Origin of the sequence: Flagellimonas ochracea, assembly GCF_009903685.1 — a bacterium.
In the GTDB taxonomy this organism is placed as follows: Bacteria; Bacteroidota; Bacteroidia; order Flavobacteriales; family Flavobacteriaceae; genus Flagellimonas; species Flagellimonas ochracea.
In genome coordinates this window covers 72,146-96,092 of the sequence record NZ_JAAABI010000003.1, presented here as the reverse complement: position 1 = coordinate 96,092, position 23,947 = coordinate 72,146, and the positions used below count along the sequence as shown (strand labels likewise).

At 42.1% G+C, this 23,947-nt stretch carries 17 protein-coding genes and 2 riboswitches; all 17 genes read right to left on the bottom strand.

Going from position 1 to position 23,947, the window contains the following annotated elements:
* Positions 1 to 16: 16 nt before the first annotated feature.
* Positions 17 to 694, bottom strand: coding sequence for a helix-turn-helix transcriptional regulator (locus GTQ34_RS16945; protein WP_166523761.1), 678 nt, complete (start codon positions 692 to 694; stop codon positions 17 to 19).
* A 76-nt stretch (positions 695 to 770) separates the two neighbouring features.
* A complete protein-coding gene (locus tag GTQ34_RS10470) occupies positions 771 to 1,859 on the bottom strand; it encodes a serine hydrolase domain-containing protein (RefSeq protein WP_313790440.1) in 1,089 nt (362 codons plus the stop codon).
* Positions 1,860 to 1,937: 78 nt separating this feature from the next.
* Complete coding sequence (locus GTQ34_RS10465) at positions 1,938 to 2,708, bottom strand: head GIN domain-containing protein (RefSeq protein ID WP_235915021.1); 771 nt, start codon at positions 2,706 to 2,708, stop codon at positions 1,938 to 1,940.
* A 29-nt stretch (positions 2,709 to 2,737) separates the two neighbouring features.
* The gene (locus GTQ34_RS10460) at positions 2,738 to 3,838 is read right to left on the bottom strand and encodes an acyloxyacyl hydrolase (protein ID WP_166523758.1); all 1,101 of its coding nucleotides are present in this window, start codon (positions 3,836 to 3,838) and stop codon (positions 2,738 to 2,740) included.
* Positions 3,839 to 3,857: 19 nt separating this feature from the next.
* Positions 3,858 to 4,811: a methylenetetrahydrofolate reductase [NAD(P)H] gene (gene metF / locus GTQ34_RS10455; protein WP_166523757.1), complete on the bottom strand. Its 954-nt coding sequence runs from the start codon at positions 4,809 to 4,811 to the stop codon at positions 3,858 to 3,860.
* A gap of 139 nt (positions 4,812 to 4,950) precedes the next feature.
* Complete coding sequence (gene metH, locus GTQ34_RS10450) at positions 4,951 to 7,707, bottom strand: methionine synthase (protein ID WP_166523756.1); 2,757 nt, start codon at positions 7,705 to 7,707, stop codon at positions 4,951 to 4,953.
* Between the two features lie 4 nt (positions 7,708 to 7,711).
* A complete protein-coding gene (locus tag GTQ34_RS10445) occupies positions 7,712 to 8,716 on the bottom strand; it encodes a homocysteine S-methyltransferase family protein (RefSeq protein WP_166523755.1) in 1,005 nt (334 codons plus the stop codon).
* A 101-nt stretch (positions 8,717 to 8,817) separates the two neighbouring features.
* Positions 8,818 to 8,959, bottom strand: a riboswitch (SAM riboswitch).
* A 115-nt stretch (positions 8,960 to 9,074) separates the two neighbouring features.
* The gene (locus GTQ34_RS10440) at positions 9,075 to 10,400 is read right to left on the bottom strand and encodes a DUF6242 domain-containing protein (protein WP_166523754.1); all 1,326 of its coding nucleotides are present in this window, start codon (positions 10,398 to 10,400) and stop codon (positions 9,075 to 9,077) included.
* Positions 10,401 to 10,518: 118 nt separating this feature from the next.
* Entirely contained in the window at positions 10,519 to 11,580 is a 1,062-nt protein-coding gene (locus GTQ34_RS10435) for an NAD(P)/FAD-dependent oxidoreductase (protein ID WP_166523753.1), read from the bottom strand.
* A gap of 67 nt (positions 11,581 to 11,647) precedes the next feature.
* Positions 11,648 to 12,424 carry a uroporphyrinogen-III C-methyltransferase gene (cobA, locus tag GTQ34_RS10430; protein ID WP_166523752.1) on the bottom strand — a complete coding sequence of 259 codons (777 nt, stop codon included), beginning with the start codon at positions 12,422 to 12,424 and terminating at the stop codon, positions 11,648 to 11,650.
* Positions 12,417 to 14,507: a HEPN domain-containing protein gene (locus GTQ34_RS10425; RefSeq protein ID WP_166523751.1), complete on the bottom strand. Its 2,091-nt coding sequence runs from the start codon at positions 14,505 to 14,507 to the stop codon at positions 12,417 to 12,419. The genes cobA and GTQ34_RS10425 overlap by 8 nt, the downstream gene beginning before the upstream one ends.
* 103 nt (positions 14,508 to 14,610) lie before the next feature.
* The gene (locus GTQ34_RS10420; protein ID WP_166523750.1) at positions 14,611 to 15,234 is read right to left on the bottom strand and encodes a phosphoadenosine phosphosulfate reductase domain-containing protein; all 624 of its coding nucleotides are present in this window, start codon (positions 15,232 to 15,234) and stop codon (positions 14,611 to 14,613) included.
* 168 nt (positions 15,235 to 15,402) lie between these two features.
* The gene (locus tag GTQ34_RS10415) at positions 15,403 to 15,813 is read right to left on the bottom strand and encodes an RrF2 family transcriptional regulator (protein WP_166523749.1); all 411 of its coding nucleotides are present in this window, start codon (positions 15,811 to 15,813) and stop codon (positions 15,403 to 15,405) included.
* A gap of 58 nt (positions 15,814 to 15,871) precedes the next feature.
* Positions 15,872 to 17,038 carry a trans-sulfuration enzyme family protein gene (locus GTQ34_RS10410; protein WP_166523748.1) on the bottom strand — a complete coding sequence of 389 codons (1,167 nt, stop codon included), beginning with the start codon at positions 17,036 to 17,038 and terminating at the stop codon, positions 15,872 to 15,874.
* A gap of 512 nt (positions 17,039 to 17,550) precedes the next feature.
* A complete protein-coding gene (thrA, locus tag GTQ34_RS10405; protein ID WP_166523747.1) occupies positions 17,551 to 20,937 on the bottom strand; it encodes a bifunctional aspartate kinase/homoserine dehydrogenase I in 3,387 nt (1,128 codons plus the stop codon).
* Positions 20,938 to 20,961: 24 nt separating this feature from the next.
* A complete protein-coding gene (locus GTQ34_RS10400) occupies positions 20,962 to 22,260 on the bottom strand; it encodes an O-acetylhomoserine aminocarboxypropyltransferase/cysteine synthase family protein (RefSeq protein ID WP_166523746.1) in 1,299 nt (432 codons plus the stop codon).
* 116 nt (positions 22,261 to 22,376) lie between these two features.
* Positions 22,377 to 22,487, bottom strand: a riboswitch (SAM riboswitch).
* Between the two features lie 74 nt (positions 22,488 to 22,561).
* Positions 22,562 to 23,815, bottom strand: coding sequence for a methionine adenosyltransferase (metK, locus tag GTQ34_RS10395; protein ID WP_166523745.1), 1,254 nt, complete (start codon positions 23,813 to 23,815; stop codon positions 22,562 to 22,564).
* Positions 23,816 to 23,947: the final 132 nt, after the last annotated feature.

Here is a 23,947-nt window from a genome sequence, read left to right as displayed (position 1 = left end):
AATCAACAGGTCTGAATTAAGTGCTAGTACCGGTCCCGTTTTGCAATAGCTCCCGCCTGCCTGACACCTGAAGCTTTGCATAGATATTGGTGATGTGGCTCTTGACAGTGCTCAAACTAATAAAAAGTTCGTTGGCTATTTCCTTGTTGCTTTTTCCCTGTAAAATAAGATTACGGACCAAGGTTTCTTGTTTACTCAGTTCAACAAGGTGTGGTTTGCGTTGTCCTCGCCAAAAACGAAAAGCCAATACTGTCAACAAAAGGACCAGAAAAATAAGACCGATGTTCAACCCAGTGCTCCAGTTTAATTTTCTTTTCAAAGCTCCTTGGTCCAAATAGGCAATCTTCTCCTCCAAAAACAAATATTCTGCCAGAGGGATATCACTTTCTTTGAACTTTTTTAGCAGTTCCAGGTAATAGTTTTTGTTCTCAACAATGTCGCGATGCAATAAATTCCGTTCGTTCAGAACTTTGATTGCCACAAGCTTCACTTTCAAGATTTGAATAGAATCCTTGGCATAGCCCGTCAATCTACTTTCTTTCTCTTCTTTGGACAACGGGGATGACTCTAACTGATCCTCAAAATACTTAAACTTTTTCCACTCTTGGGAGGTAAGTTCGTCATCAACATAATTTTCTTGTGCCAAGAAGTCTTCGAACGAAAAACTCCTTTCCCCGGCATGTAAGCTTGCCATGAAAAACAATAAAAATAGCGGTATCGTTAATTGAAAAAATCTCAAAGCCATCTGTGTGAATAAATTTCCACAAATTTTATGAGCTTGGCAAATCCAATAAGGCATCAATGGCCCTATCCAATTCCTCTTGCACCTTTGGGTCCGTCGAATTGATTAAGACCACAACCACCAACTGTTCCTTTGGATATATAAAAAAGTTGGTATATGCGCCAACGCTGTTGCCCACGTGACCCATAAATTTTCTCCCTTTGGCATCTTCACTCACTTGAAAACCCAATCCATAATATGTAGGTTTTCCATTTACCGTCTGTGAGGTCAACAGCAAATTATAAGTTTCCTTTTTGAGCAGCTTGCCTTGCAAAATGGCTTGACCCATTCTCGCAATATTTTCACTAGATGACAAAAAGCCGCCTCCTGCCACCTTATAAAAATTGTTTACTGGGATAGCCTTTTTGAATCCCGTGGTGATTTTTGTGTAGCATTGGGCTAGATTTTTAACTCCATTCGAATTGTTATCCATGGGTGGAACAAAGGTGTTTTTCATGCCCAAGGGTTTTAGCACCTTTTCTTTCACATAATTTTCAAAAGGTATCCCAGCAGCTTCCTGCATCCCCAAAGAGAGCAGGACAAAATCGAAACTGTTGTACAAATAACCCTTTCCTGGTTCAAAAACCAAGGGGTCACCTTGGAATACTTCAATGCTATCTTTAATGGAATATGGTTTGTTCAGTGCGTATTCCTTTCCCCTATAACTGCGAACACCTGCGGTATGACCTGCCAATTGACGTAGGGTAAAGCTGTACTTTTTCTTGGGATAATAGGGGACGTAATTATAAAATGAAGCATCCAAATCCACTATTTGTTCCTCAATCATTTTACCCAAAGCCAACCCGGTAATGCATTTAGAGATGCTGGCAATACGGAAAACAGTCTTTGTTGGATGCACAGGAATACCTTGTTCCAAATCAGCATACCCATATCCTTTTTGGAGTAGCATTTCGTTGTTTCTCATGATGGTAACCGACATCCCAGGCACTTTTCCTTCCGCGACGAGATTATGAAATATAGCATCGGTCAACACAATTCCTTGAAGACCATCCAATAGCTTTGGCGTTTCCTTTTCTGTCGAAAATAGCCTCTTAAAAAAAGTCAGGAATGCGCTCACCATATAAATTTATCCTTCCGAATGTAGTGAGAAAATCATTGGTTTCCATGGATTTTAGAAGAAGGTGAAACGACCATTTCAATCATTAAAAATCAATCGGCCATTAAAAAGTTCTTCCACTTCAATTTCAGGAGGACGATTGATACTGATCACATTTCCTGTACCGCGAATGACCCCCTCGATTCGTTGCTGTGGATTCACAAATACATCATTGGAGCCTCTATGGTTCAAACTCACAATTTGAGCTGCTAAATCTTCAGCTTCTATTCTACTATCACCAGCGGCCACAGTAACAGTAAAATTATCCGTAGTGCCTCCAAGCTTGAAATAGGCAATACCATTCACCACTATACGGACTGTTGTAGCATTCAATTGCAAATCAAAGGAACCATCGGTGGTTTCCGTTTCTGGATTTGTGAAACTTTCTGCTATCAAATTGATTTCAGGATAATCCAATACCCCGTCACTGGAGATCAATAGTCCTGTACTGCTTCGAATTTGGGAAATGTTGGGCGCAGTCACATAAACCGTGGTCAATCCATAGTCTCTTACAAAATTGCAACCATTATCATTCCGAAGAATGAGCCTATCATCAACCACCTCGGCAGATACTTCGTTGAGAAGAAATTCCCCGGTCTCTATTTCCACTTCTTGTTCTGTACCTTGCTTCAACACCAAATTGAGGTTTTCAAAAACGGTAATGGTACTAAAATCAGGTACCTCAACAGTCTTGCGGGTTAAATCCCCAGCGTTTTGAAAACAATCGGGAACATTGTCGCCGTTGCAGGAAATCAACAGCAAAGCAAAAAGCATCAAATAAGCCCTTAAAGTCCTTTCAAGGTGACACATTGTCCTTTGTATTTTGTACTTCACAATTTTCATAGTCTAATTCCAACTCCAAATTCCACAGCTTCTGCTTTGGCCCCATGAGATTTTAGGGTAATGGCACCGTACATTTTGTCCCCAAAATATCGCTTCAGGCCAATGCGATTGTACACTCTCCCCTCGAAGTCAAACGGGTAATAGACGTAGTACCCCAGTTGAGCAATGGCACTAATTTTGTTGATAAACAGTTCATGGCCTAAAAACAGTCCCACTCTTTTAAAATCTGTATCAGGTGCTACCTCATTTTCAGGAAATGCGATGGACTGAAAACGAATCAACTCCTTTAGGAAGTTCGAAAAAAACACATCTGTTCCCAGTTGAATTGCACTCTTTCTACCCAAACGCTTATCTGCATAGGCCGAAACCAACCAAAATCCATACTGCCCTGAATTGACCACATCACTTTCATTAATCCCTCCGCGTAGCGCAAAGTTGTAACGTATGGGTTCACTTACTTTCTCCATCGGTTTGGGCTCAACGTATCCATAGGTTTTCCCTTCATCCAAATCGTAGGTAAAACCGAAGTTAAAGGCTATGGTATTGGTAGAAGTGTTGGGAGCCTTAAAATTGGCATTGGAATAATGAATCAATGAGATTCCTGCTTTCATACCCAGACCATCAATCAAATTTTCTTTGTGATAGTTCAAGAGAAGTATGGTGGAGGCCAACAAATTTGAACCATATGCATTGTTTCGAAAGTTTTTATCCTTGTCATACGGATTTGTATTGTACGATATTCCCTGGGCTATTCGAAACTGAAGGTTTCGCTTGAAGAAATAAAAATTGTAATGCCCATAAAGTCCAAAATGCTTCCCCAGGGTAGCATTGTTCATGTCCTGATACACAAATGAAAATCCTGTATCGGGATAGCCATATTCTGCTTCCCACGGCTCGTTGCCATAGCGCTTGCGGCTCAATCCCAAGATAACGCCTCCAGGATGATTGGTTATCAGGTGGGAAATATCAGGGTTGTGTAAAAAAATGGAACCGTAGTATATATTGGCATCCAAAACATACTTCTTTGGTGTTTCTGGGTTTTGTGAAAAACCATAACAAAAACTCAAGAATGTGAGAATGGTTAGTAGGTGCTTCATGGGCCACTAAAGTAGGAAATTAAAAAACCTCCTTGGCAATGGCCTTGATATTATCCGATTTTCCCATGGAATAATAGTGCAGAACAGGAACCCCGGCCTCTTTGAGTTCCTTCGACTGTTGAATACACCATTCCACTCCAACCTGACGTACTTCCTTATTGTTTTTGCACAATTCCACGGCTTCTACCAAATCTTCCGGAATATCCACGCGGAATACCTGCGGTAGTAATTGCAAGTGTCTCTTTACCGCAATCGGTTTTATTCCTGGTATAATGGGAACCGTAATCCCCATTTCCCTTGCGGCTTCCACAAATTCAAAGAATTTTTTGTTGTCGAAGAACATTTGGGTGACCACATAATCGGCGCCAAGCTCCACTTTTTCTTTCAATCTTTTTAGATCTGATTTTAGCGAAGGGGCCTCCATGTGTTTTTCAGGATATCCTGCGACCCCTACACAAAAATTGGCGCAATTATCGGTTTCTATTACCTCATGAAGGTAGTTGCCGCGGTTCATGCTCTGAATTTGCTTGACCAAATCAGAGGCATATTGATGCCCTCCCCGGGTTGGCTCAAAATATTTCTCTTCTTTCATGGCATCACCACGAAGTGCCATTACATTGTCAATCCCCAAATAGTGACAGTCCACCAGCAAATATTCAGTTTCTTCCTTGGTAAATCCTCCGCAGAGCACATGAGGCACCGTGTCCACATCATATTTATGTTTGATGGAAGCACAGATTCCGAGGGTGCCAGGGCGCATACGGGTCAGTTTTTTGTCGAGCAACCCATCCCGGTCAATGTATATATATTCCTCACGCGAAGTGGTCACATCCACAAATGGAGGTTCAAACTCCATTAAGGGATCAATGTTATTGTATAATTCTTGAATGCTCCTTCCTTTTACGGGTGGGATTATTTCAAAACTGAACAAAGTTTCCCCGTCTGAATTTTTAATATGGTCCGTTACCTTCATAATTCTATGTTGATTCTCATTTTAAGAACCCCTTTTGCATTACCCTTTGGGTCGGGCTTTCGGTTGTCGCTCTTTTCCTTTTCTCGACTCCGCTCGAAATGACAGAAAAGGAGCTTCGACAAAACCTCAATCCCTAATGCTATTCTTCCAAAATATTGGGAGCTAGCCACTTTTGCGCTTTCTCTACCGTTATTTTTTTCCTCTTTGCAAAATCGGCCACTTGATCTTGTTTTATTTTTCCCAATCCAAAATACTTTGATTTAGGATGGCCAAAGTAATATCCGCTCACACTTGCTGCTGGCCACATGGCCAGACTTTCGGTCAATTCCACACCAATTTTTTCCTGTACACCCAACAATTCCCAGATGGTTTCCTTTTCCAAATGGTCTGGACATGCGGGGTATCCTGGGGCCGGTCGAATTCCCCGGTACTTTTCATCAATAAGCGCTTCATTATCCAAATTTTCATCTCCCGCATAGCCCCAGAATTTGGTGCGAATCTCTTTATGGAGATATTCTGCAAAAGCTTCTGCCAACCGGTCCGCTAGGGCCTTTATCATTATGGAACTGTAATCGTCGTGGTTCCTTTCGAACTCAGCGGCCAATTCTTGTGTGCCAAAACCAGCGGTAACACAGAAACAACCCATATAATCATGAATTCCCGAAGCTTTCGGGGCAATAAAGTCAGCCAATGCAATGTTGGGAACTCCATCCCGCTTTTTTAGTTGCTGACGGAGGGTTCTAAATATGAAAGTTTCTGCTTCATCCGTCATTTCGAGTGCAGTCGAGAAATCTGATGAAGTTTTCTCCTCCCCAACACCTCTCGACTCCGCTTGAGGTGACAAGTACACCTCAATATCATCTTCATTAATTTGGTTGGCAGAAAACAATCCAAAAATCGCTTTTCCCTTGAGTAGTTTTTTGTCCAGTACTTTTTTGAGCATGTCCTGTGCATCCTCGAAAAGCTCCTTGGCTTGCTTGCCAACAACATCCTCCGAAAGAATGTTAGGGTACTTGCCGTGTAAATCCCAACTTCGGAAAAAGGGAGTCCAATCGATAAATTCTTTTAATCGGCTCAAATCAAAATCCTCCCAAACCTGAATCCCCAACCTATTTGGTTTCTTTATGTCGGCAGGATTGCATTCAATTTGAAGTTTATTTTTTCGAGCTGCATCCAAGCTCAAATACTCTTTCTGTTTGGTTCGATTTAAAAACTTTTCCCTAAAGCTTTCATAATCGAACTTAACGGATTTCTTATAGCCGCCCGAAGTTTCTTTTTGCAGTAAATCGCCCACTACGGTAACTGCTCGGGATGCATCATTCACATGCACTACAGCCTGACTGTACACCGGGTCAATTTTTACAGCTGTATGCGCCTTACTGGTGGTTGCGCCTCCAATCAATAGGGGAACCTTAAAATCTTGGCGCTCCATTTCCTTGGCCAAAAAGACCATTTCATCCAACGATGGGGTAATCAGACCACTTAAACCAATGATATCAACTTGTTCTTGCTTGGCCGTACTTATGATTTTCTCTGGAGGGACCATTACCCCCAAATCGATAATTTCATAGTTATTGCAGGCAAGAACGACGCTTACAATATTTTTACCAATGTCATGTACATCCCCTTTTACGGTTGCCATCAATATTTTCCCGGCTGCCCTAGTGTTCTTATCCTTGGATGCTTCAATGAAAGGAGTAAGGTGAGCTACAGCCTTTTTCATTACTCTTGCCGATTTTACCACTTGGGGCAAAAACATTTTTCCACTTCCGAACAAATCGCCCACCACGTTCATCCCCTTCATTAAGTGTCCTTCAATCACATCCAAAGGCCTTTTGGATTGCAACCGGGCCTCCTCGACATCTTCGACAATGTATTGATCAATTCCTTTGACCAGGGCCCGGGTAATCCGGTCTTGAAGTGGCTCTTCTCGCCAGGACAAATCCACTTTGCTTTCCCTGGTCTTGCTGACCACACTCTCGGCAAATTCCAAAAGTCGTTCTGTGGCATCATCCCTCCTATTGAGTAAAACGTCTTCCACATGTTCCAATAAATCTTTTGGAATATCATCATATACCTCCAGCATAGCCGGGTTCACAATACCCATGTTCATCCCTGCCTTAATGGCATGGTACAAAAAAGCAGAGTGCATCGCTTCACGGACCGTATTATTTCCGCGAAAGGAGAAAGAAACGTTACTGACCCCTCCACTTACGCTACAATACGGCAGATTTTCCTTTACCCACCGGGTGCCTTCGATAAAATCAAGCGCATTGCATTTATGCTCTTCCATCCCCGTTGCCACAGGGAAAATATTGAGATCAAAAATGATGTCCTCCGGGGGCAACTTGACCCTGTTGACCAAAATATCATATGATCGTCTAGCTATTTCGATGCGTCGCTGGAGATTGTCCGCCTGTCCCACCTCATCAAAGGCCATTATGATAACTGCTGAACCATAACGTTTGATCAATTGAGCCTGTCGAACAAATTCTTCCTCACCCTCCTTCAAGCTAATTGAATTCACTACGCATTTCCCCTGTACAACCTGAAGTCCTGCTTCTATAATCTCCCATTTGGAACTATCAATCATAACAGGAACTCGGGCAATGTCCGGTTCTGAAGCAATCAAATTGAGGAACTTGACCATGGCCTCCTTGCCATCAATAAGGCCATCATCCATGTTTACATCGATAATTTGGGCGCCCCCTTCTACTTGGTGGCGAGCTACTTCCAAAGCTTCGTCATATTTTTCCTCCTTTATCAATCGAAGAAATTTTTTGGAACCGGCCACATTGGTCCTTTCCCCAACATTGATGAAATTACTTTCCGGGGTAATGACCAGTGGTTCCAGACCACTTAATTTTAAATACCGTTGTTTACTTTCTCCAGCCATATTTTTATTCCAAAATGGGTACTGAAAGTTTTCTGGGTTGATACTTTTTTACCAAATCCGCAATGGCCTTGATATGTTTCGGCGTGGTTCCGCAACATCCACCTACAATATTCACCAGACCCTTATCCAAATATTCTTTGATCTGTGCTGCCATCTGTTCCGGAGTCTCATCATATGCTCCAAAGGCATTGGGCAGTCCAGCATTGGGATGGGCCGATACGGCAAAGTCTGATTTTGCGGACAACACTTCAAGATGTGGGGTCAGTTGTTTTGCTCCCAGGGCGCAATTAAATCCCACGGACAAAATGGGAATATGGGAAATGGAAATTAAAAACGCTTCCGCTGTTTGGCCAGATAAGGTACGTCCCGATGCATCGGTAATGGTACCACTCACCATTACCGGGACCTCTATATTCCGTTCATCCCTCACTTCTTCAATGGCAAACAAGGCCGCCTTGGCATTCAAGGTGTCGAAAATGGTCTCCACCAATAAAATATCCGCTCCTCCATCCAATAAAGCGGCTGCCTGTTCTTTATAAGCTTTCCTGAGGTCATCGAATGAAACTGCACGAAAACCTGGATCATTGACATCGGGTGACATGCTCGCCGTCTTGTTCGTGGGACCGATACTTCCGGCCACAAATCTAGGTTTGTGCGGTTCCCTTTCAGTAAATTCCTGTGCAACTTTTTTAGCAATCTTGGCCGATTCAAAATTCAGCTCATATACCAACTCTTCCATACCATAATCCGTCATGGCTATAGAGGTGCCTGAAAAGGTATTGGTTTCCGCAATATCAGCCCCGGCCTCAAAATATTTTCGATGAATTTCTGCGATGGCCTGAGGCTGGGTCAAGGACAATAGGTCGTTGTTTCCTTTAAGGGGAAGTGGCCAATCCTTAAAGCGATCTCCCCTGAAGTCCCCTTCCTCAAACTTATAGTGTTGCAGCATGGTGCCCATGGCGCCATCCAGCACCAAAATTCTCTCCTGTAAAATTTTCTCAATTTTCATAACACTACTAAAGCCCCCTCTTCGCCGCACTCAGCGGAAGCTCATGAGGAAACAGTTTTTAATTATCAAGAAAAGCGTAGAAAATACGATGGAATGTATTTACGTTATCCTTCCCACTAAATTTTCCAAAACCGGAAACAAGGGTAGAATGTAGCACCTTCTCAGATCCTGATGTGCATCAGGATAAACCGAGGGTTGCTAAGGTTTCACAGGGTCCAATCCCTCCACCTTTCTTGATAACAAATCAATTTTAAAATGAACTAGGTCACAAATAAACAATGCTCTTCAATTAAATCCAAAAAAAGAAAGGGTTTCTTGTAGTCAGAACAGATAAATTTTGCCTTATCTCCATTTGCAATCAGTCAAGCGTCCAAATATCGCCCAAAAAGCCTTGGTCGTTAAATCCTAGCATTATGTAAATCTTTCCTCCAAAGGAAATAAAAGAATTGTCTTCACGGTTAGGAAAAGCGGTTTGTGTATGTTCTAAAATCCAGTCTTTTCCGTTGGAGCTGCTCCATATATCTGCCGACTCCGAAGTGTCTTGCCGGCTAACCATCAGAACCATCTTTCCATTGTGTACAACAAGAGAATATTCTTTTAAGGAGAAGCCGGATGTTCCTAAATCCGCAAATGGTGCATCTTCCAGTTCTAAGGTCCAATCAATTCCATTATCACTACTATGGATCTCATCATTTACAATCACCCACATGCGGTTGTTGAAGACCACTGCCTCTAAATCGAGATTTAAGGAAAAACCTATATCTTCAACAACACGAGTCCAATTCACTCCATTTTCACTATTCCAAACACTTCTATTAGACTCATTGTTAGACCCCCCTGTAATCAACCAAAGTTTGTCATTGAAATGCAACATTTTATGGCCCCAATCCTCTGGGAATTCAGCATTGGCAGTTTCCATTACCCAATTCTTGCCATCCGTTGAACTCCAAATATCATTCGATGGCCCATTAGCTCTAAAGCCTCCTATTAAAAACATTTTGTCGTTAAAAGCCACTAAAGGGTGAAGGGCACGAGCAATAAAACCAGGGTTATCCGCTTCAAGAGTCCATACTTCCCCATCATCACTGCTCCAAACATCATCTAAATAGTGCTGTGGTGCTCCGTTGACCGTGCCAAAACCTCCCAGCATATACAATCTGCCATTCAGCTCTGTTACCGCAGCATGATGACGAAAGCCAAAATCTGGTTGGGCAACAAAAGAACCTATTGGTTTAGTAGTAAAACTAAAAATTGCACTTATCGTCGTATTTCCGGAAGCATCACTTGCCTCAACCTGCCAATAGTAGGTAGTCCCCAACTCCAATTCGGCTTCTAGATTATAACTGGTATCACTTAAATTAGTTGCCAGTTGAGTGGTTGGATTCTCGGATGTATCTAGAAAAAAGGAATAGGTTATTGCTTCGTTTTCTGGATCTGTGGCAAACTCCCATTCAAAATTGGGACTTAGCTCCACTGATTCTGAGTCATTGGCCACTTCAATCAAATTAAAGGCATTCGGAGGCATATTTTGTTCCTCTTCAGGGGTTGTCGGGGATTCGGTATCTCCTCCAGAATTATCGGGAAGAGACTCTTCATTTTCGCTGCTGCTGCATGCGTAGACAACAATGATGACTGGAATTAGAAAGGACTTGATCAAAAATGAGGGAATACGGAATTTCGACATGAGGTTATGAATTATTTAGGAAATATACTACAAAATTAAAAATTTGAAGCTTTTCGCAAAAAAACCTTCCAAAGTAAAACAATGGAAGGTTTGACTAACTCAACATAACCTAAAAACTTTAGACTATACTTTGCACCACCTCTTTCTTGGCTTCTTTTTTGGTTCCGTCGAATCCTTGTACACCGCCAACAGTGGTATATTTCATTACGTATCGTTTATTTGGATTAATAATTTGATATGCAAACTGGCACATTACTGCTGCTTCATGGAATCCAGAAAGAATCAACTTTAGCTTACCTTCATAGGTATTTACATCGCCGATGGCAAATACACCCGGAATATTGGTCTGATAATCTCTAGCGTTATTTACCTTGATGGCATTCTTCTCAATTTCCAATCCCCAGTCACCTATTGGCCCCAGTTTGGGTGATAAGCCAAAAAGTGGGATAAAAAAATCCGTTTCCACATAGGATTTATCTCTTTGCTTATCGTTGTATTTAATCACAACGGCTTGTACCTCTTCCTTTCCATGTATTTCTGACACTTCAGCTTCTGTATACAACTGGATTTTACCCAATTTCGCCAATTCTCTTGCCTTTTCCACAGAATCCAAAGCTCCTCGGAACTCATTTCTGCGATGTACCAATGCGACCTCTGAAGCGACATCTGTTAGAAATATGGCCCAGTCCAAGGCGGAGTCCCCACCTCCAGCGATGACCACTTTTTTGTTTCGAAAAACTTCGGGATTCTTAATGATGTACGAGACACCTTTATCCTCAAAATTGCCAATATTGGAAATCAACGGTTTTCTGGGTTCAAAAGAGCCCAATCCCCCAGCGATGACGACCACGGAGGCATGATGTTCGGTTCCCTTGTTTGTCGTTACAATAAAAGAACCGTCTTCTTGCTTTTCCAAAGTCTCTGCCCGTTCCCCCAAAGTGAAACCGGGTTCAAACGGCTTGATTTGCTCCATTAATTTATCCACCAAGTCTCCTGCGAGTATCTCGGGATAGGCAGGGATATCGTATATGGGTTTTTTAGGATAGATTTCGGAGCATTGTCCGCCTGGTTGCGGCAATGCATCAATCAAGTGGCATTTTAGTTTTAGCAAGCCTGCTTCGAAAACCGTGAACAATCCTGTGGGTCCTGCTCCAATTATAAGTATGTCCGTTTTTATCATAATTTGTCTTTTATTGAGGTCTCGACTGCTTGTCCTTCATGAAGTTGGGCGTTCGACCTGACAATTTTTATACTTTTTCAAACAATTCTTCTCCCTTTTTTTGATATGCTCTCTGGATATCCAGTAAGCGCTGACGATTATCAACAACCTCGCCTATAATGATGATGGCAGGATTGGATAACTGCTGCTCCTTTGCCTTGTCCTCAATGGAAGCAACAGTCCCAATGCCTACCTTTTCGTTATCCATGGTTCCGTTTTGGATAATGGCCACAGGGGTATCCTGCTTACCCTCTTCGGCAAAACATTGCATAATCTGCCCCAATTTAGACATGCCCATGAGTATGACCACTGTGGCATTTGATTTCGCAGCCAATGCCACGTCTCCTGATAATTTATGCTCTTTTGTGGTACCTGTGATGACCCAAAAGCTCTCGGCCGCACCTCTTTTAGTAACAGGAATGTTTTGAGAAGCTGGCACTGAAACTGATGAAGAAATACCAGGTACTACAGAAACTTCAATACCAAATTGGGCAGCGTATTCCATTTCTTCAGCCCCTCTTCCAAATACAAAAGGGTCTCCTCCTTTTAAGCGCAATACATGTAATCCCAAACTGGCTCTTTGTACAATCAATTCATTGATTTGTTCTTGTTGATAAGCGTAACAGCCTTTGCGCTTGCCCACAAAGATTTTTTCTGCCCTCTGTGCATACTCCAAAAGCTCTTGGTTTACCAGAGCGTCATACAAAATCACATCCGCATTTTGCAAGGCTTTAATGCCTTTCAACGTAATGAGGTCTACATCTCCAGGGCCTGCACCCACAACTGTAAGTTTTCCGTTATGCATGTTCCAATTCTAATTTTCTATAGGCTTCCAAACGCTCCAATACACTTTTGGCATCCTCCATGTATTTCTTTGCAAATTCTTCGGATGGTTGATTTTTGTTGAGTTGAAGCGCCAATGCCTCAAAACCATAGGCAAATGCTATTTTTCCAGTCTTCACATAAAGTCTGTCAAAATCCCTGATGATGCTTGCATGGGTATTGGTTTTCAACTTTTCCGCCGTCAACAAAGCCTTGGCGGAATTGACAATGGATTGATATGAGTAATAGATACTCGCAGCCCATTTTTGTTCCTCAATGGCTTCCTGTGCATTTTCAATCTTTTCCTGGCTCTCCAAAAAAAGTGTAGCTACCAAATCAACTATCACACCTGCACATTCACCAATGCCAATCTCTTTTTTATATTTTTCGTCATTTCCCCAGTCAATGAAGTCGTCTTGGGTAAGGTTATCGGTATCCGTCAATGGTTTTAAAAAGTCGTAGAAATAATGTTCTCCTTTTTCCACATAGTATTCCGTGAAAGAGGCTCCATTTCCATGGGCTTCGTAATCGTCCAATATTAAACGTAAAGCTTGCGGTCCACGCTTACTGGGAATCTTGGCCACTTTATCTGCAAACCTCCCTTTACCGTTGCCATAGTTTCCTCCACCCAACAATACCTGCAGCGCAGGGGCTACTAGTTTATCTTTGGTCCTAATGGACATCCCTTGAAATCCAATATGGGCCATGGTATGCTGTCCACAAGCATTCATACAGCCACTAATTTTGATAACCACGTCAGGGTTGTTGATGTAACTTGGATATTCCGCCTTTATGACCCGCTCCAGTTCATCCGCTATACCGGTACTACTGGCAATCCCCAAATTACAGGTATCCGTTCCCGGACACGCAGTGATATCCAAGGCTTTGTTGTAGCCCGCCTCGGCAAAGCCCAACTTTTTAAGTTCCCTATAAAAGAAAGGAACCAATTCTTCCTTTACGTAAGGAATCAGTATATTTTGTCTCAGGGACAAACGAATTTCACCAGCTGCATAATCCTGTACAAGCTTGGCCAATTTCCTGGCCTTGTCCGTGTAGAAATCGCCCAAAAGCACTTTAATTCCAATGGCTACATATCCCTCTTGTTTTTGGGGAACCAAGTTGGTCGATTTCCATTGTTGAAATGCCTGATTTTCTTCAATTTTTACTTCAGGAATTTTGACATTGGCAACCTTTGTTTTTGGATATTTCTCGTAATCAATAGGATAGGTTTGATGTGGAATTGCCAATTGCTCTTCTTCCAACAGCATTTTGAAACCCTCGAGACCAATATCTTTCAATAAAAATTTCATCCGGGCCTTGGCACGACTTTTTCGCTCACCGTACCGGTCAAAAACTCGGATAACCCCTTCCATCATTGGAATTATCTTATCCGTGGGCAAAAAGCTGTAAAGTTCGTCGGCCTGCCTTGGCTGGGAACCCAAACCACCCCCTATCATCACCTTGAAACCTCTAATCCCATCTTTACTTTTAGCGATGAATCCCAAATCGTGCATGTAAGAAAGGCCAGTATCGGCATCACTTGCCGAAAAGGAGACCTTGAATTTTCTACCCATTTCCTGACCTATTGGATTTCGGAGGAAGTATTCAAAAACTGCTTGGGCGTAGGGTGAAACATCAAATGGCTCATCTACGTCAATCCCGGCCGTTTCGCTGGCAGTAACATTTCGGACCGTATTTCCGCAGGCCTCACGAAGTGTTACTTCATCCTTTTCCAATTGTGCCCACAACTCTGGGGTCCTTTCCAAATCCACATAATGAATTTGAATGTCTTGGCGTGTGGTAATATGCAAACGACCTCTAGAATATTCATCAGAAACATCGGTTATCCGCAATAATTGATGAGAGGTTACTTTACCATAGGGCAATTTAATCCGTACCATCTGCACCCCGGGCTGACGCTGTCCGTAGACCCCTCTTGCCAAACGAAGACTACGGAATTTTTCCTCATCTATCGTACCCTCCTTGAACTGGCGAATCTTACGTTCCAAGTCAATAATGTCTTTCTCGACAACCGGACTCTCTATTTCTGTTCTAAAACTTTTCATTTATATACTATTCCTATCTATTTAATAGGTTTTAATGTTGCACCATTTCAAATAATCCCTAGAAGTAGCATGGACTTCTCCTACTTCAACACATCAGGTAATTCTATTGAAAATGAATTCCGCACTCCCTGGTTTCCAGCGCTTTGACCGGATCAAAATAGGTGCTATTCTTGGGTAAATCATGCGCCTCCAAATATTCATCCAAATCCTCATCGGACCAATAGTAAAAGGGGCTTACTTTAAGAATGCCTTCCTTGCTGAAACTCAAAATGTCTTTTGAGCTCCTCAATGCTGTTTGACGTATTCGAATATTTGTAAACCAAACATCGGGCTGATGTTTAGCCAATGCCCGTCGAAAGGGTTCCAACTTTACAATTTCGGAAAACTCCTTGTGCTCGGGTTGGTCAGCTGTGGGAAAACCAAGTCTATGCTCTGTAAATGCCTTGGTCTCCCTTGGAACATAGGTGTTCAGGTTTAAATCTAGCTTACGCGTCAAGTACGAGGCATGCTCATACGTCTCCGGCAAGTTGTAGCCCGTATCACACCAAACAACATTAATATTGGGATCTATATTATGAAACGTATTCAGCAGCACTGCCGAATACTTCCCAAAACTAGTGGTAACAATTCTTCTGCTGGACAGCTGAAGAGCCCAAGTAATTATTTCTTCCGGAGGTATCCCCCGAAATTGTCTGTTGTAATACTCTAAATCAATATCAACTTTCATTAGATAAAGTCTATGGTTTTAATAGGATAAAGATAAAACTATCCACTTATCAAATCGTTAAAAGGATAATAAAATTACTTTTATCCTATAGTTTTAATGGATTTTAAGAAAAAACCGCTGAATTTTATCAAATTCTTAAACATTCTGAGAAAAGTCTTTGGGATTTTATTAGGAAATAAGGTCGGCCAAGGTGTTATTTCGATATACATTCAAGGCACTATCACGTACCTGAAGCATCAGTTTGTGTACGGAACACTTATTTTCATCTGGGCAGTCATCACATTTCTCGTAGAAGTTCAGGCTAACACAAGGTACCATGGCAATAGGGCCTTCCAAAACCCGCATTACGGACGTCATCTTAATATCCTCTGGCTGTTTTATCAGGTAATAACCTCCTCCCTTGCCTTTTTTGGATCCCAAAAAACCATTGCGTCTGAGCGTGAGTAATATGCTTTCCAAAAATTTCTGTGAAATATTCTCATGTTTGGCTATCTCAGCAATTTGAACCGGTTCCTTTCCGTCAACAGAAGCCAAATAGGTCAAGGCCTTTAGCCCATATTTTGTTTTCTTGGAGAGCATCATACGAAGATAGCCAAAAATTAATTCTCCTTAGCATGTTATCATTTGATTGCGCTGCCTATCCCAAAGCTTGCCCTATGTCCGCTATAATGTCGTCAATATGTTCCAATCCGACGGATATTCGGACCATGCCATCCGTAATGCCAACCGAAGCCCGCTCCTCCTTGGTCAACTTGCTATGGGTAGTAGATGCGGGATGTGTAACTATGCTTCTGGAGTCGCCCAAATTGGCTGATAGGGAAAGTAATTTGATACTATCGAAGAATTTTCTTCCTGCATCAAGACCTCCTTTCAATTCGAAAGCAACAACACACCCGCCAGCTTTCATTTGTCTTTTGGCTATTTCGTACTGTGGGTGTGATTTTAAAAAGGGATATTTTACCCATGCAACTCTTTCATGATTTTCCAAATACGTGGCGAGCTTTAGTGCATTTTCGCAGTGTCTATCCACACGAATGGCCAAAGTTTCCAAACTTTTGGACAATATCCAGGCATTGAAAGGTGAGAGTGCCGGACCGGTTATCCGGGAAAATCTATAAATCTTATCTACCAATTCATTGCTTCCCACCGTAATTCCAGCCAGTACCCTTCCTTGGCCATCCATAAGCTTGGTGCCCGAATGAATGACCAAATCGGCTCCAAATTTTATGGGTTGTTGTAGATAGGGGGATGCAAAACAGTTGTCCACAATAAAAATCAGTCCATGCTTTTTTGCAATCTTACCCAAAGCCTCCAGATCCAATAGATCTACCCCAGGATTTGTAGGTGACTCTGCATACAATATTTTGGTCTTTGGAGTGATTATCTCCTCCACTGATTCCAATTTATGGACATCAAAGTAGCTGGTTGAAATGTTCCATTTTGGAAAATACTGTGAAAACAATGAATGGGTCGAGCCAAAAATGCTTCTGGATGAGACTATGTGATCTCCACTTTCCAACAAGGCTGCAAAGGTGGAATACACGGCTGCCATTCCAGAGGCAAAGGCGAATCCATTCTCAGCGCTTTCCATTTTACAGACCTTTTCTATAAATTCCGAGGAGTTGGGATTGGCATAGCGCGAATATATATTTCTGTCTTTTTCTTCGGCAAAAGAAGCACGCATGTCCTCAGCATCCTCAAAAACAAAACTGGAAGTCAAATACAAAGGTACCGAGTGCTCCAAAAATTGGGACCGTTCCATTTGTGTGCGAATCGCTTCCGTTTCAAATTTTTTGCTTTCCATTATAGCTTTTTGTTGGGTGGCTGAGCTTTGTCGAAGCCACTTTACCTTCTCTCCTTAAAATATTCATAGTGTGTCTGATTCTTGCATTCTGCCAAATTGGGTAGAATTACAAATTCTCCATTTACAAGTGCTTCTTTTTTAGCCCTGGACCAACCCTGAATTTGTTTTTCACGCTCAAAGGCTCTTTTAATACTCAAATATTCTTCAATCTAAACCAATTTAACAGGCAATCTTTTTTTGGTGTGGTTTGCTCCTTTACCATCTTGATGCTCCATGATTCTTTTGTTCAAATCTAGTACTGCCCGTGTAATAACTTCCATCTGAACATTCCAATATGTTAACGTATCCTCTCATATAGAAATCATTGTGGCTTCGACTACGCTCAGCCACCGAAATTGAATCAATCTTGATCAAAGTAAATCATTTTATATCCATATAAAGATTCATTCTTATTATAAAAAACAATTTGCTACAGTCAAAAACCGTGAACAGGTAGCTGAGCGAAGTCGAAGCTATAATTTCTCAGCTATCCGCAAAATATCTCCAAAAACACCCCGAGCTGTTACATCTGCCCCTGCTCCTGCACCCTGTATTACCAATGGGTGCTCCCCATAAGATTCGGTGTAGATTTCTATTATGGAATCGGACCCTTTTACCTGCCCTAAGGCGCTTTCCTTGGGTACGGAGACCAATTTGACCTCCAAAATGCCTTTGTCTCTCTGCAAATCTCCATGCAAATCTCCAACATAACGGAGTACATGATCCTTATCTTGTTTTTGTTTTCTTTTTTCAAAAATTGGGTTCAACGAGTCAATATTGTCTAAAAAGCCTTGAAAATCTGCTGTTTGTAATCTTTCTGGAATCAAGTTTTCAATGGAAATATCCGAAAATTCATTTTGTAAATCCAACTCCCGGGCCAAAATCAGCAACTTCCTGCCCACATCGTTTCCCGAAAGGTCTTCCCTAGGATCCGGTTCTGTATAACCTTTGGCCACAGCCTCCTTAACAATCTTGGAGAAAGGAAAATCTTTTTCGGAAAACGTATTAAAAATATAGCTTAGGGAACCCGAAAAAACCCCTTTGATCCGTGCAATGTTCTCGCCCGAAAGATGAAGCAACTTGATTGTATCAATTAAAGGAAGTCCGGCACCTACATTAGTCTCATACAAATACTGTTTCTGATTCTCTGAGAGTGATGTTCTTATCGATTTATAACTATCAAAGCCCAATGTATTTGCAATCTTGTTGGACGAAACCAAATCAAACCCATGTGCTATCAAATCTTCATAATGATGGACAAATGTGTTACTCGCTGTATTATCAATCGCGACCAAATTTTCCAAGTGGTTGGCCCTGGCGAATGCCACAATATCTTCCAAGTTATACCCTAACCCATGATGCTGCATTCTTTCCCTCCAATCAGTACCAATTCCTGTTACATCTAAAAGCACTTTTTTGGAATTGGCAACTGCAAAAATATTCAGTTCTATTGCCTTTCGTTCTTTTATGCTCATTTGGGAATCCAATATTTGGTCGATTAAGGTTCCTCCAACATTGCCGTGACCAAATAATGCCAGGTTCACTTTTTTGGCTATGCCAAAAATCTGACCGTGTAATACGTTCACGGCCTTATGCAGATCAGCACTCTTTACAACTAAACTCACATTACTTCCCGTAATTGTATTGTTAAAGAGCAATGGGACAACCTGATTCTTGACCAACGCACTGTATGGTTTGTGAAAGCCACTCAGGTCCATTCCCACAATGGAAATAACCGACACCTCTTTTTCAACCGTAATTCGATTGATGTCTTGCAGAGAATAATCCGTTTCAAACTCCAAATCCAATACTTTTTTTGCCTTCTGGGCCTTATTTGCATCCACCACCAAGCCTATTCCCCGTTCAGAAGAACCTTGGGAAATAATCCCCACACTAATCCCATTTTGTCCTAAAGTCCTGAAAATTCTGGCATCAACACCGACCTTGCCCAAGAGCCCTCTTCCTTCCAAATTCACCAAGGCCATGTTTTCCAAAACGGAGAGCGATTTGATTCCCCCGTTATCCGTTTTGGGACCTATCAAAGTTCCTTTGCTTTCCGCATTGAATGTATTGCAAATCCGCAGGGGTATATTTTTTTCTATGAGGGGGATAATGGTTTTGGCATGCAAAATGTTTGCTCCAAAATTGGCCAATTCGTTGGCTTCTTCATATGAAATAATATCGATTAGTCGGGCTTCCGGGACCAAATCAGGATTTGCGGTAAAGATTCCATCAACATGGGTATAGTTAATAAGCTCCGAAGCATCCAAAAAGTTGGCCAACAATGCGGCCGAATAATTGGTGCCATTTCTTCCCAGAGTTGTTGTGGCTCCATCCATATTTGAGGCTATAAATCCTGTTATTACTGGAATGGTCCCCTCTTCTAAATCATGAAAGGAACGAATAGCATTTTCTTTGGAAATACCCTGATCAACCTCTGCATTTCCATAATTATCATCTGTTTTGAATAGCTTCCTTGAATCAATCAATTCGGCCTTCAGTCCTAAAGAATTCAAAAGGGAAATGATTGTTTTTCCAGATATCAGCTCGCCATAAGAAAGTAGTTCATCTTTGGTCTTTGGACTATAGTCTCCCGAAAGCGAAACTCCCTGAAGTATCCTTTTGATGGCACCGAGCTCTTTTTCAATTTTGTCTTCGGAAAGGCCTTCCAATTGATACGAAGTGAACTTTTTAAAGTCTTCCTCAAAGGGTTGACCCATCGAAGCATTGACCAGCATATTTTCCAATTCGTCCGTAGCTTTTCCCCTCGCCGAGACCACCAGGGCAAAATGTTCATTGGCCTTTACTTTGCCAGAAATGATATTCAATACATTTTGGATACCAGCTCCATTGGCCAAGGACTTTCCTCCAAACTTCAGAACCTTTATATGCTTTTGTGCCTGATTAGGTTGGAAAACGGGCTGCAAAAGTTTCTCCAACTGCTCAAATTCCATCAAAAAAGCATCATGACCATGGAGTGACTGTACTTCACCATAGGTGACATTGGCGTTGGCCTGCGCCAATCTTTTAAACGTTTCCTTATTTTCCTCAGCGGTAAAGAACAAATCGGAATTGACACCGATAATATGAATCTGTGTCTCACTTTCTTGAAGCGCTTTAAAAGTATCCTCGCCATTTCGAGTAATATCGATGGTCTTCAGCAACTGATTCATCAATTTATAGGCCGATAACTGAAATCGCTCTTGCAATTTCTTACCGTGATGCATTAACCAACTTTCCACATTGAATACCTGCAACTCTTCATTGGTGCTCCTTTTAAAACGTTCCTTAAATGATTCTGGGGTCCGATAACAGAGCATGGCATGCATTCTTGCATCATGCACAGGTTGTTTGGAATTGACCAAAAATTGTTCCTGAATCTGACAGTTCGCAATCAACCAATCCGTGGATTTCCAATCAGACGCTACAGGAATCAGGTTTTGGGTTATGTTTGGGTTCTGGGCCGCCATCTCCCAAGCTATTCCGCCACCCAGGGAGCCCCCAATAATGGCAAATAGACGGTCGATTTTCAACTGTTCCAATCCGGAGAGAAAAATCCGAGCTATATCTCCAGCAACAAAATCCTTATAGTTCTCCACCACAAAACCATCATATCCATTTCCAGGGATATTGAAGGCCAAAATTGTATACACTTCCGTATCAATACACTTGCCCTCTCCAATCAAATCAGACCACCAGCCGGTTTCCCCGGTTACATTGGAGTTGCCGGTAAGGGCATGGTTGACCAAAACCACTGGGGCCGAATGCAAAGGTTGACCAAATAACTGATAGGACAGTTTTAAGTCTTGGTCAACCCCACTTTCGGCATGAAACCGATTTATTTTCAGATGTTGCAGCATATGTATTAGAGGAACTAAATATTTCTAGGATTTGGACAATACTTTTGCATCAATTGTGGCGAAAGCTTTTTCCAGATCCGCTTTTAGGTCCGACAAATCTTCCAATCCAACGGAAAGTCGTATCAAGTCTTTCGTGACCCCTGTAGATTTCTGATCCGCTTCACTCAACTGTTGGTGCGTAGTGCTTGCAGGATGAATAATCAAAGATTTTGTGTCCCCAATATTGGCCAACAGAGAGAAAATGTTGGTTTCGTCCGCAATCTTTTTGGCAGATTCAAAACCACCCTTTACCCCGAAAGTGACAATACCGCTCTGCCCTTTTGGCAAATAAACATCCGATAACGCCTTATACGCACTGGACCGCAATCCAGGATAATTTACCCATGTGACCTCATCCCTTTGTTCCAACCATTGGGCCAAAGCCAAGGCATTTTCGCTGTGCTTTTTCATACGGACCTCCAAGGTTTCAAGGCCTTGTATGATCTGAAAGGCGTTAAAAGGACTCAAACAGGCACCATGGTCACGTAATCCCTCAATCCGAACCTTTGCAATAAATGCTGCTGGTCCTAACGCATCATGATACACCAGACCATGATAACCGGGTGATGGTTCGGTAAATTCAGGGAATTTTCCATTGGCCCAATCAAAGGTTCCTGCATCAATAATGGCCCCTCCAAGTGCTGTTCCATTTCCATTGATGTATTTGGTCAATGAATGGATAACGATATTGGCACCATGTTCAATGGGATTCAAAAGCGCTGGAGAGGCCACCGTGTTATCCACTATAAAGGGAACTTTGGCCGCCTTGGCCTCGCTGGAAATGGCCTTCAGATCCAAAACATCCAATTTTGGATTTCCTAGCGATTCCACAAAGAATGCTCTTGTATTTTCTTGGACCGCTTTTCCAAAATTGGCAGGGTCGGATGGATCTACAAATGTGGTGGTAATGCCAAAACGGGGAAGCGTCACGCTAAAAAGATTATACGTTCCTCCATACAGACTATTGGACGCCACAATGTGGTCACCAGCTTTTAGCAGTACCAACAAAGCAGTATTGATGGCTCCCGTTCCGGAAGAAGTCACCACGGAGGCTAGTCCACCTTCCAAAGCTGCCAGCCGTTGTTCAAGAATATCGTTTGTTGGATTATTTATTCGAGTATAAATGTTTCCAAACTCTGCTAGGGAAAAAAGATTAGCCGCATGGTCCGAATCGTTGAACACGTAAGCCGTGCTTTGATAAATCGGAACCGCACGGGTTCCTCCGTTTGCTTTTACATCATGCCCTGCATGCAGGGCATTGGTTGAAAACTTTTGATCACTCATGATTTTTGTCTTTTTAAATTATTAAATCGATAAAATAAAAAGTCAAACCCTTGGGACTTAAAAGCCCACAGGAAATCAAAAAGTTATAAGAAAGTGAAATCGAAATATGTCGATTGTCGTTATCTATTCCCTTTTTCTGGGATAGAATTTAGCACCTTCTTGGAACTGGGGTCCAAGGGTTGCTAAGGCTTCATAGGGTCTATTCCCTCCACCTTTCTTGATAACTATTCAATACGTGTTTGAACTTTGAACCACAAATATAGGGACGGAAGTTTTGAATTTCCTAATGTTTCACAAACTTTTACAATTGAAATGCATTTTTAACATCATCCACCATATCCAATTTTTCCCAAGTGAACAGTTCCACTTCTTTCTCAATTCTACCGTTGTAGGGCGATTCAAAGACTTTGGTGAGGGACCTAGGTTCTTTGCCCATGTGCCCATAGGCCGCAGTCTCAAGGTAAATTGGGTTTCTAAGTTTTAATCGTTCCTCGATGGCAAATGGACGCATATCGAACAATTTTGAGGCTTTCTGGGCAATTTCCCCATCACTTAAATCCACATTGGCGGTTCCATAGGTGTCCACGAAAATGGAAGTGGGTTCAACAACCCCAATGGCATAACTCACTTGTACCAATATCTCATCGGCCACGCCTGCAGCAACCAAGTTTTTGGCAATGTGGCGAGCTGCGTAGGCAGCACTGCGGTCCACTTTGCTGGGGTCTTTTCCGCTAAAGGCGCCACCTCCATGGGCTCCTTTTCCGCCATAAGTATCCACTATGATTTTTCGTCCCGTAAGCCCTGTATCCCCATGTGGGCCACCGATAACAAACTTGCCCGTGGGGTTGATGTGATATTTTATTTTATCGTTAAAGAGTTTTTGAATGTTCTCCGGCAACAGTTTTTTTACCTCTGGGATAAGGATATTGAGGATATCATCCTTGATTTTGGACAGCATTTCTGCATCTGTTCCGAATTCATCGTGCTGTGTGGAAATAACAATAGTGTCGATGCGCTGAGGCACATTGTCATCAGAATATTCAATGGTGACCTGCGCCTTGGCATCAGGGCGTAGGTAGTTGATGCGTGTTCCCTCTCTTCTCAAATCCGCCAATACTTGCAGCATTTTATGGGAAATATCCAAAGCCAAGGGCATGAAATTTTGTGTTTCCTTGGTCGCATAACCAAACATCATTCCCTGATCTCCCGCTCCTTGTTCCTCTTTACTTCCGCGATCAACTCCTTGGTTGATTTCTTGGGATTGTTCGTGGATCAAAGAAATTACCCCACAGGAATCGCCACTAAATTGATATTCTCCCTTGGTATACCCTATTTTGTTAATGACTTCTCTAGCAATATTCTGCACATCCAAATACGTGTCACTCTTCACTTCTCCCGCCAACACCACCTGCCCAGTAGTGACCAAGGTTTCACAGGCCACCTTACTTTCAGGGTCAAAAGCCAGAAAATGGTCCAACAATGCATCGCTTATTTGATCTGCGACCTTATCTGGATGTCCTTCACTTACAGATTCTGAGGTAAATAAATACGCCATTCTACTTTTTTATGGATAATATTTGACGGAATTGTCTAAAGAGTTTACAAATCTCGATGCAGAAACCAAAAATCGAGTTTGAAATAAACTGCTTTAGCATTTTTAGAGGTTGCAATCAGTCAAATCTATCCT

Excerpts from the sequence above, each read along its gene's own strand:
- GTQ34_RS10400 (WP_166523746.1), bottom strand. The coding sequence starts at position 22,260 with ATGAGTGATCAAAAGTTTTCAACCAATGCCCTGCATGCAGGGCATGAT.
- GTQ34_RS10440 (WP_166523754.1), bottom strand. The coding sequence starts at position 10,400 with ATGTCGAAATTCCGTATTCCCTCATTTTTGATCAAGTCCTTTCTAATT.
- metK (WP_166523745.1), bottom strand. The coding sequence starts at position 23,815 with ATGGCGTATTTATTTACCTCAGAATCTGTAAGTGAAGGACATCCAGAT.
- GTQ34_RS10420 (WP_166523750.1), bottom strand. The coding sequence starts at position 15,234 with ATGAAAGTTGATATTGATTTAGAGTATTACAACAGACAATTTCGGGGG.
- GTQ34_RS10465 (WP_235915021.1), bottom strand. The coding sequence starts at position 2,708 with ATGTGTCACCTTGAAAGGACTTTAAGGGCTTATTTGATGCTTTTTGCT.
- metF (WP_166523757.1), bottom strand. The coding sequence starts at position 4,811 with ATGAAGGTAACGGACCATATTAAAAATTCAGACGGGGAAACTTTGTTC.
- GTQ34_RS10460 (WP_166523758.1), bottom strand. The coding sequence starts at position 3,838 with ATGAAGCACCTACTAACCATTCTCACATTCTTGAGTTTTTGTTATGGT.
- GTQ34_RS10425 (WP_166523751.1), bottom strand. The coding sequence starts at position 14,507 with ATGAAAAGTTTTAGAACAGAAATAGAGAGTCCGGTTGTCGAGAAAGAC.
- GTQ34_RS10435 (WP_166523753.1), bottom strand. The coding sequence starts at position 11,580 with ATGATAAAAACGGACATACTTATAATTGGAGCAGGACCCACAGGATTG.
- metH (WP_166523756.1), bottom strand. The coding sequence starts at position 7,707 with ATGGCTGGAGAAAGTAAACAACGGTATTTAAAATTAAGTGGTCTGGAA.
- GTQ34_RS10410 (WP_166523748.1), bottom strand. The coding sequence starts at position 17,038 with ATGGAAAGCAAAAAATTTGAAACGGAAGCGATTCGCACACAAATGGAA.
- GTQ34_RS10415 (WP_166523749.1), bottom strand. The coding sequence starts at position 15,813 with ATGCTCTCCAAGAAAACAAAATATGGGCTAAAGGCCTTGACCTATTTG.
- GTQ34_RS16945 (WP_166523761.1), bottom strand. The coding sequence starts at position 694 with ATGGCAAGCTTACATGCCGGGGAAAGGAGTTTTTCGTTCGAAGACTTC.
- thrA (WP_166523747.1), bottom strand. The coding sequence starts at position 20,937 with ATGCTGCAACATCTGAAAATAAATCGGTTTCATGCCGAAAGTGGGGTT.
- GTQ34_RS10445 (WP_166523755.1), bottom strand. The coding sequence starts at position 8,716 with ATGAAAATTGAGAAAATTTTACAGGAGAGAATTTTGGTGCTGGATGGC.
- cobA (WP_166523752.1), bottom strand. The coding sequence starts at position 12,424 with ATGCATAACGGAAAACTTACAGTTGTGGGTGCAGGCCCTGGAGATGTA.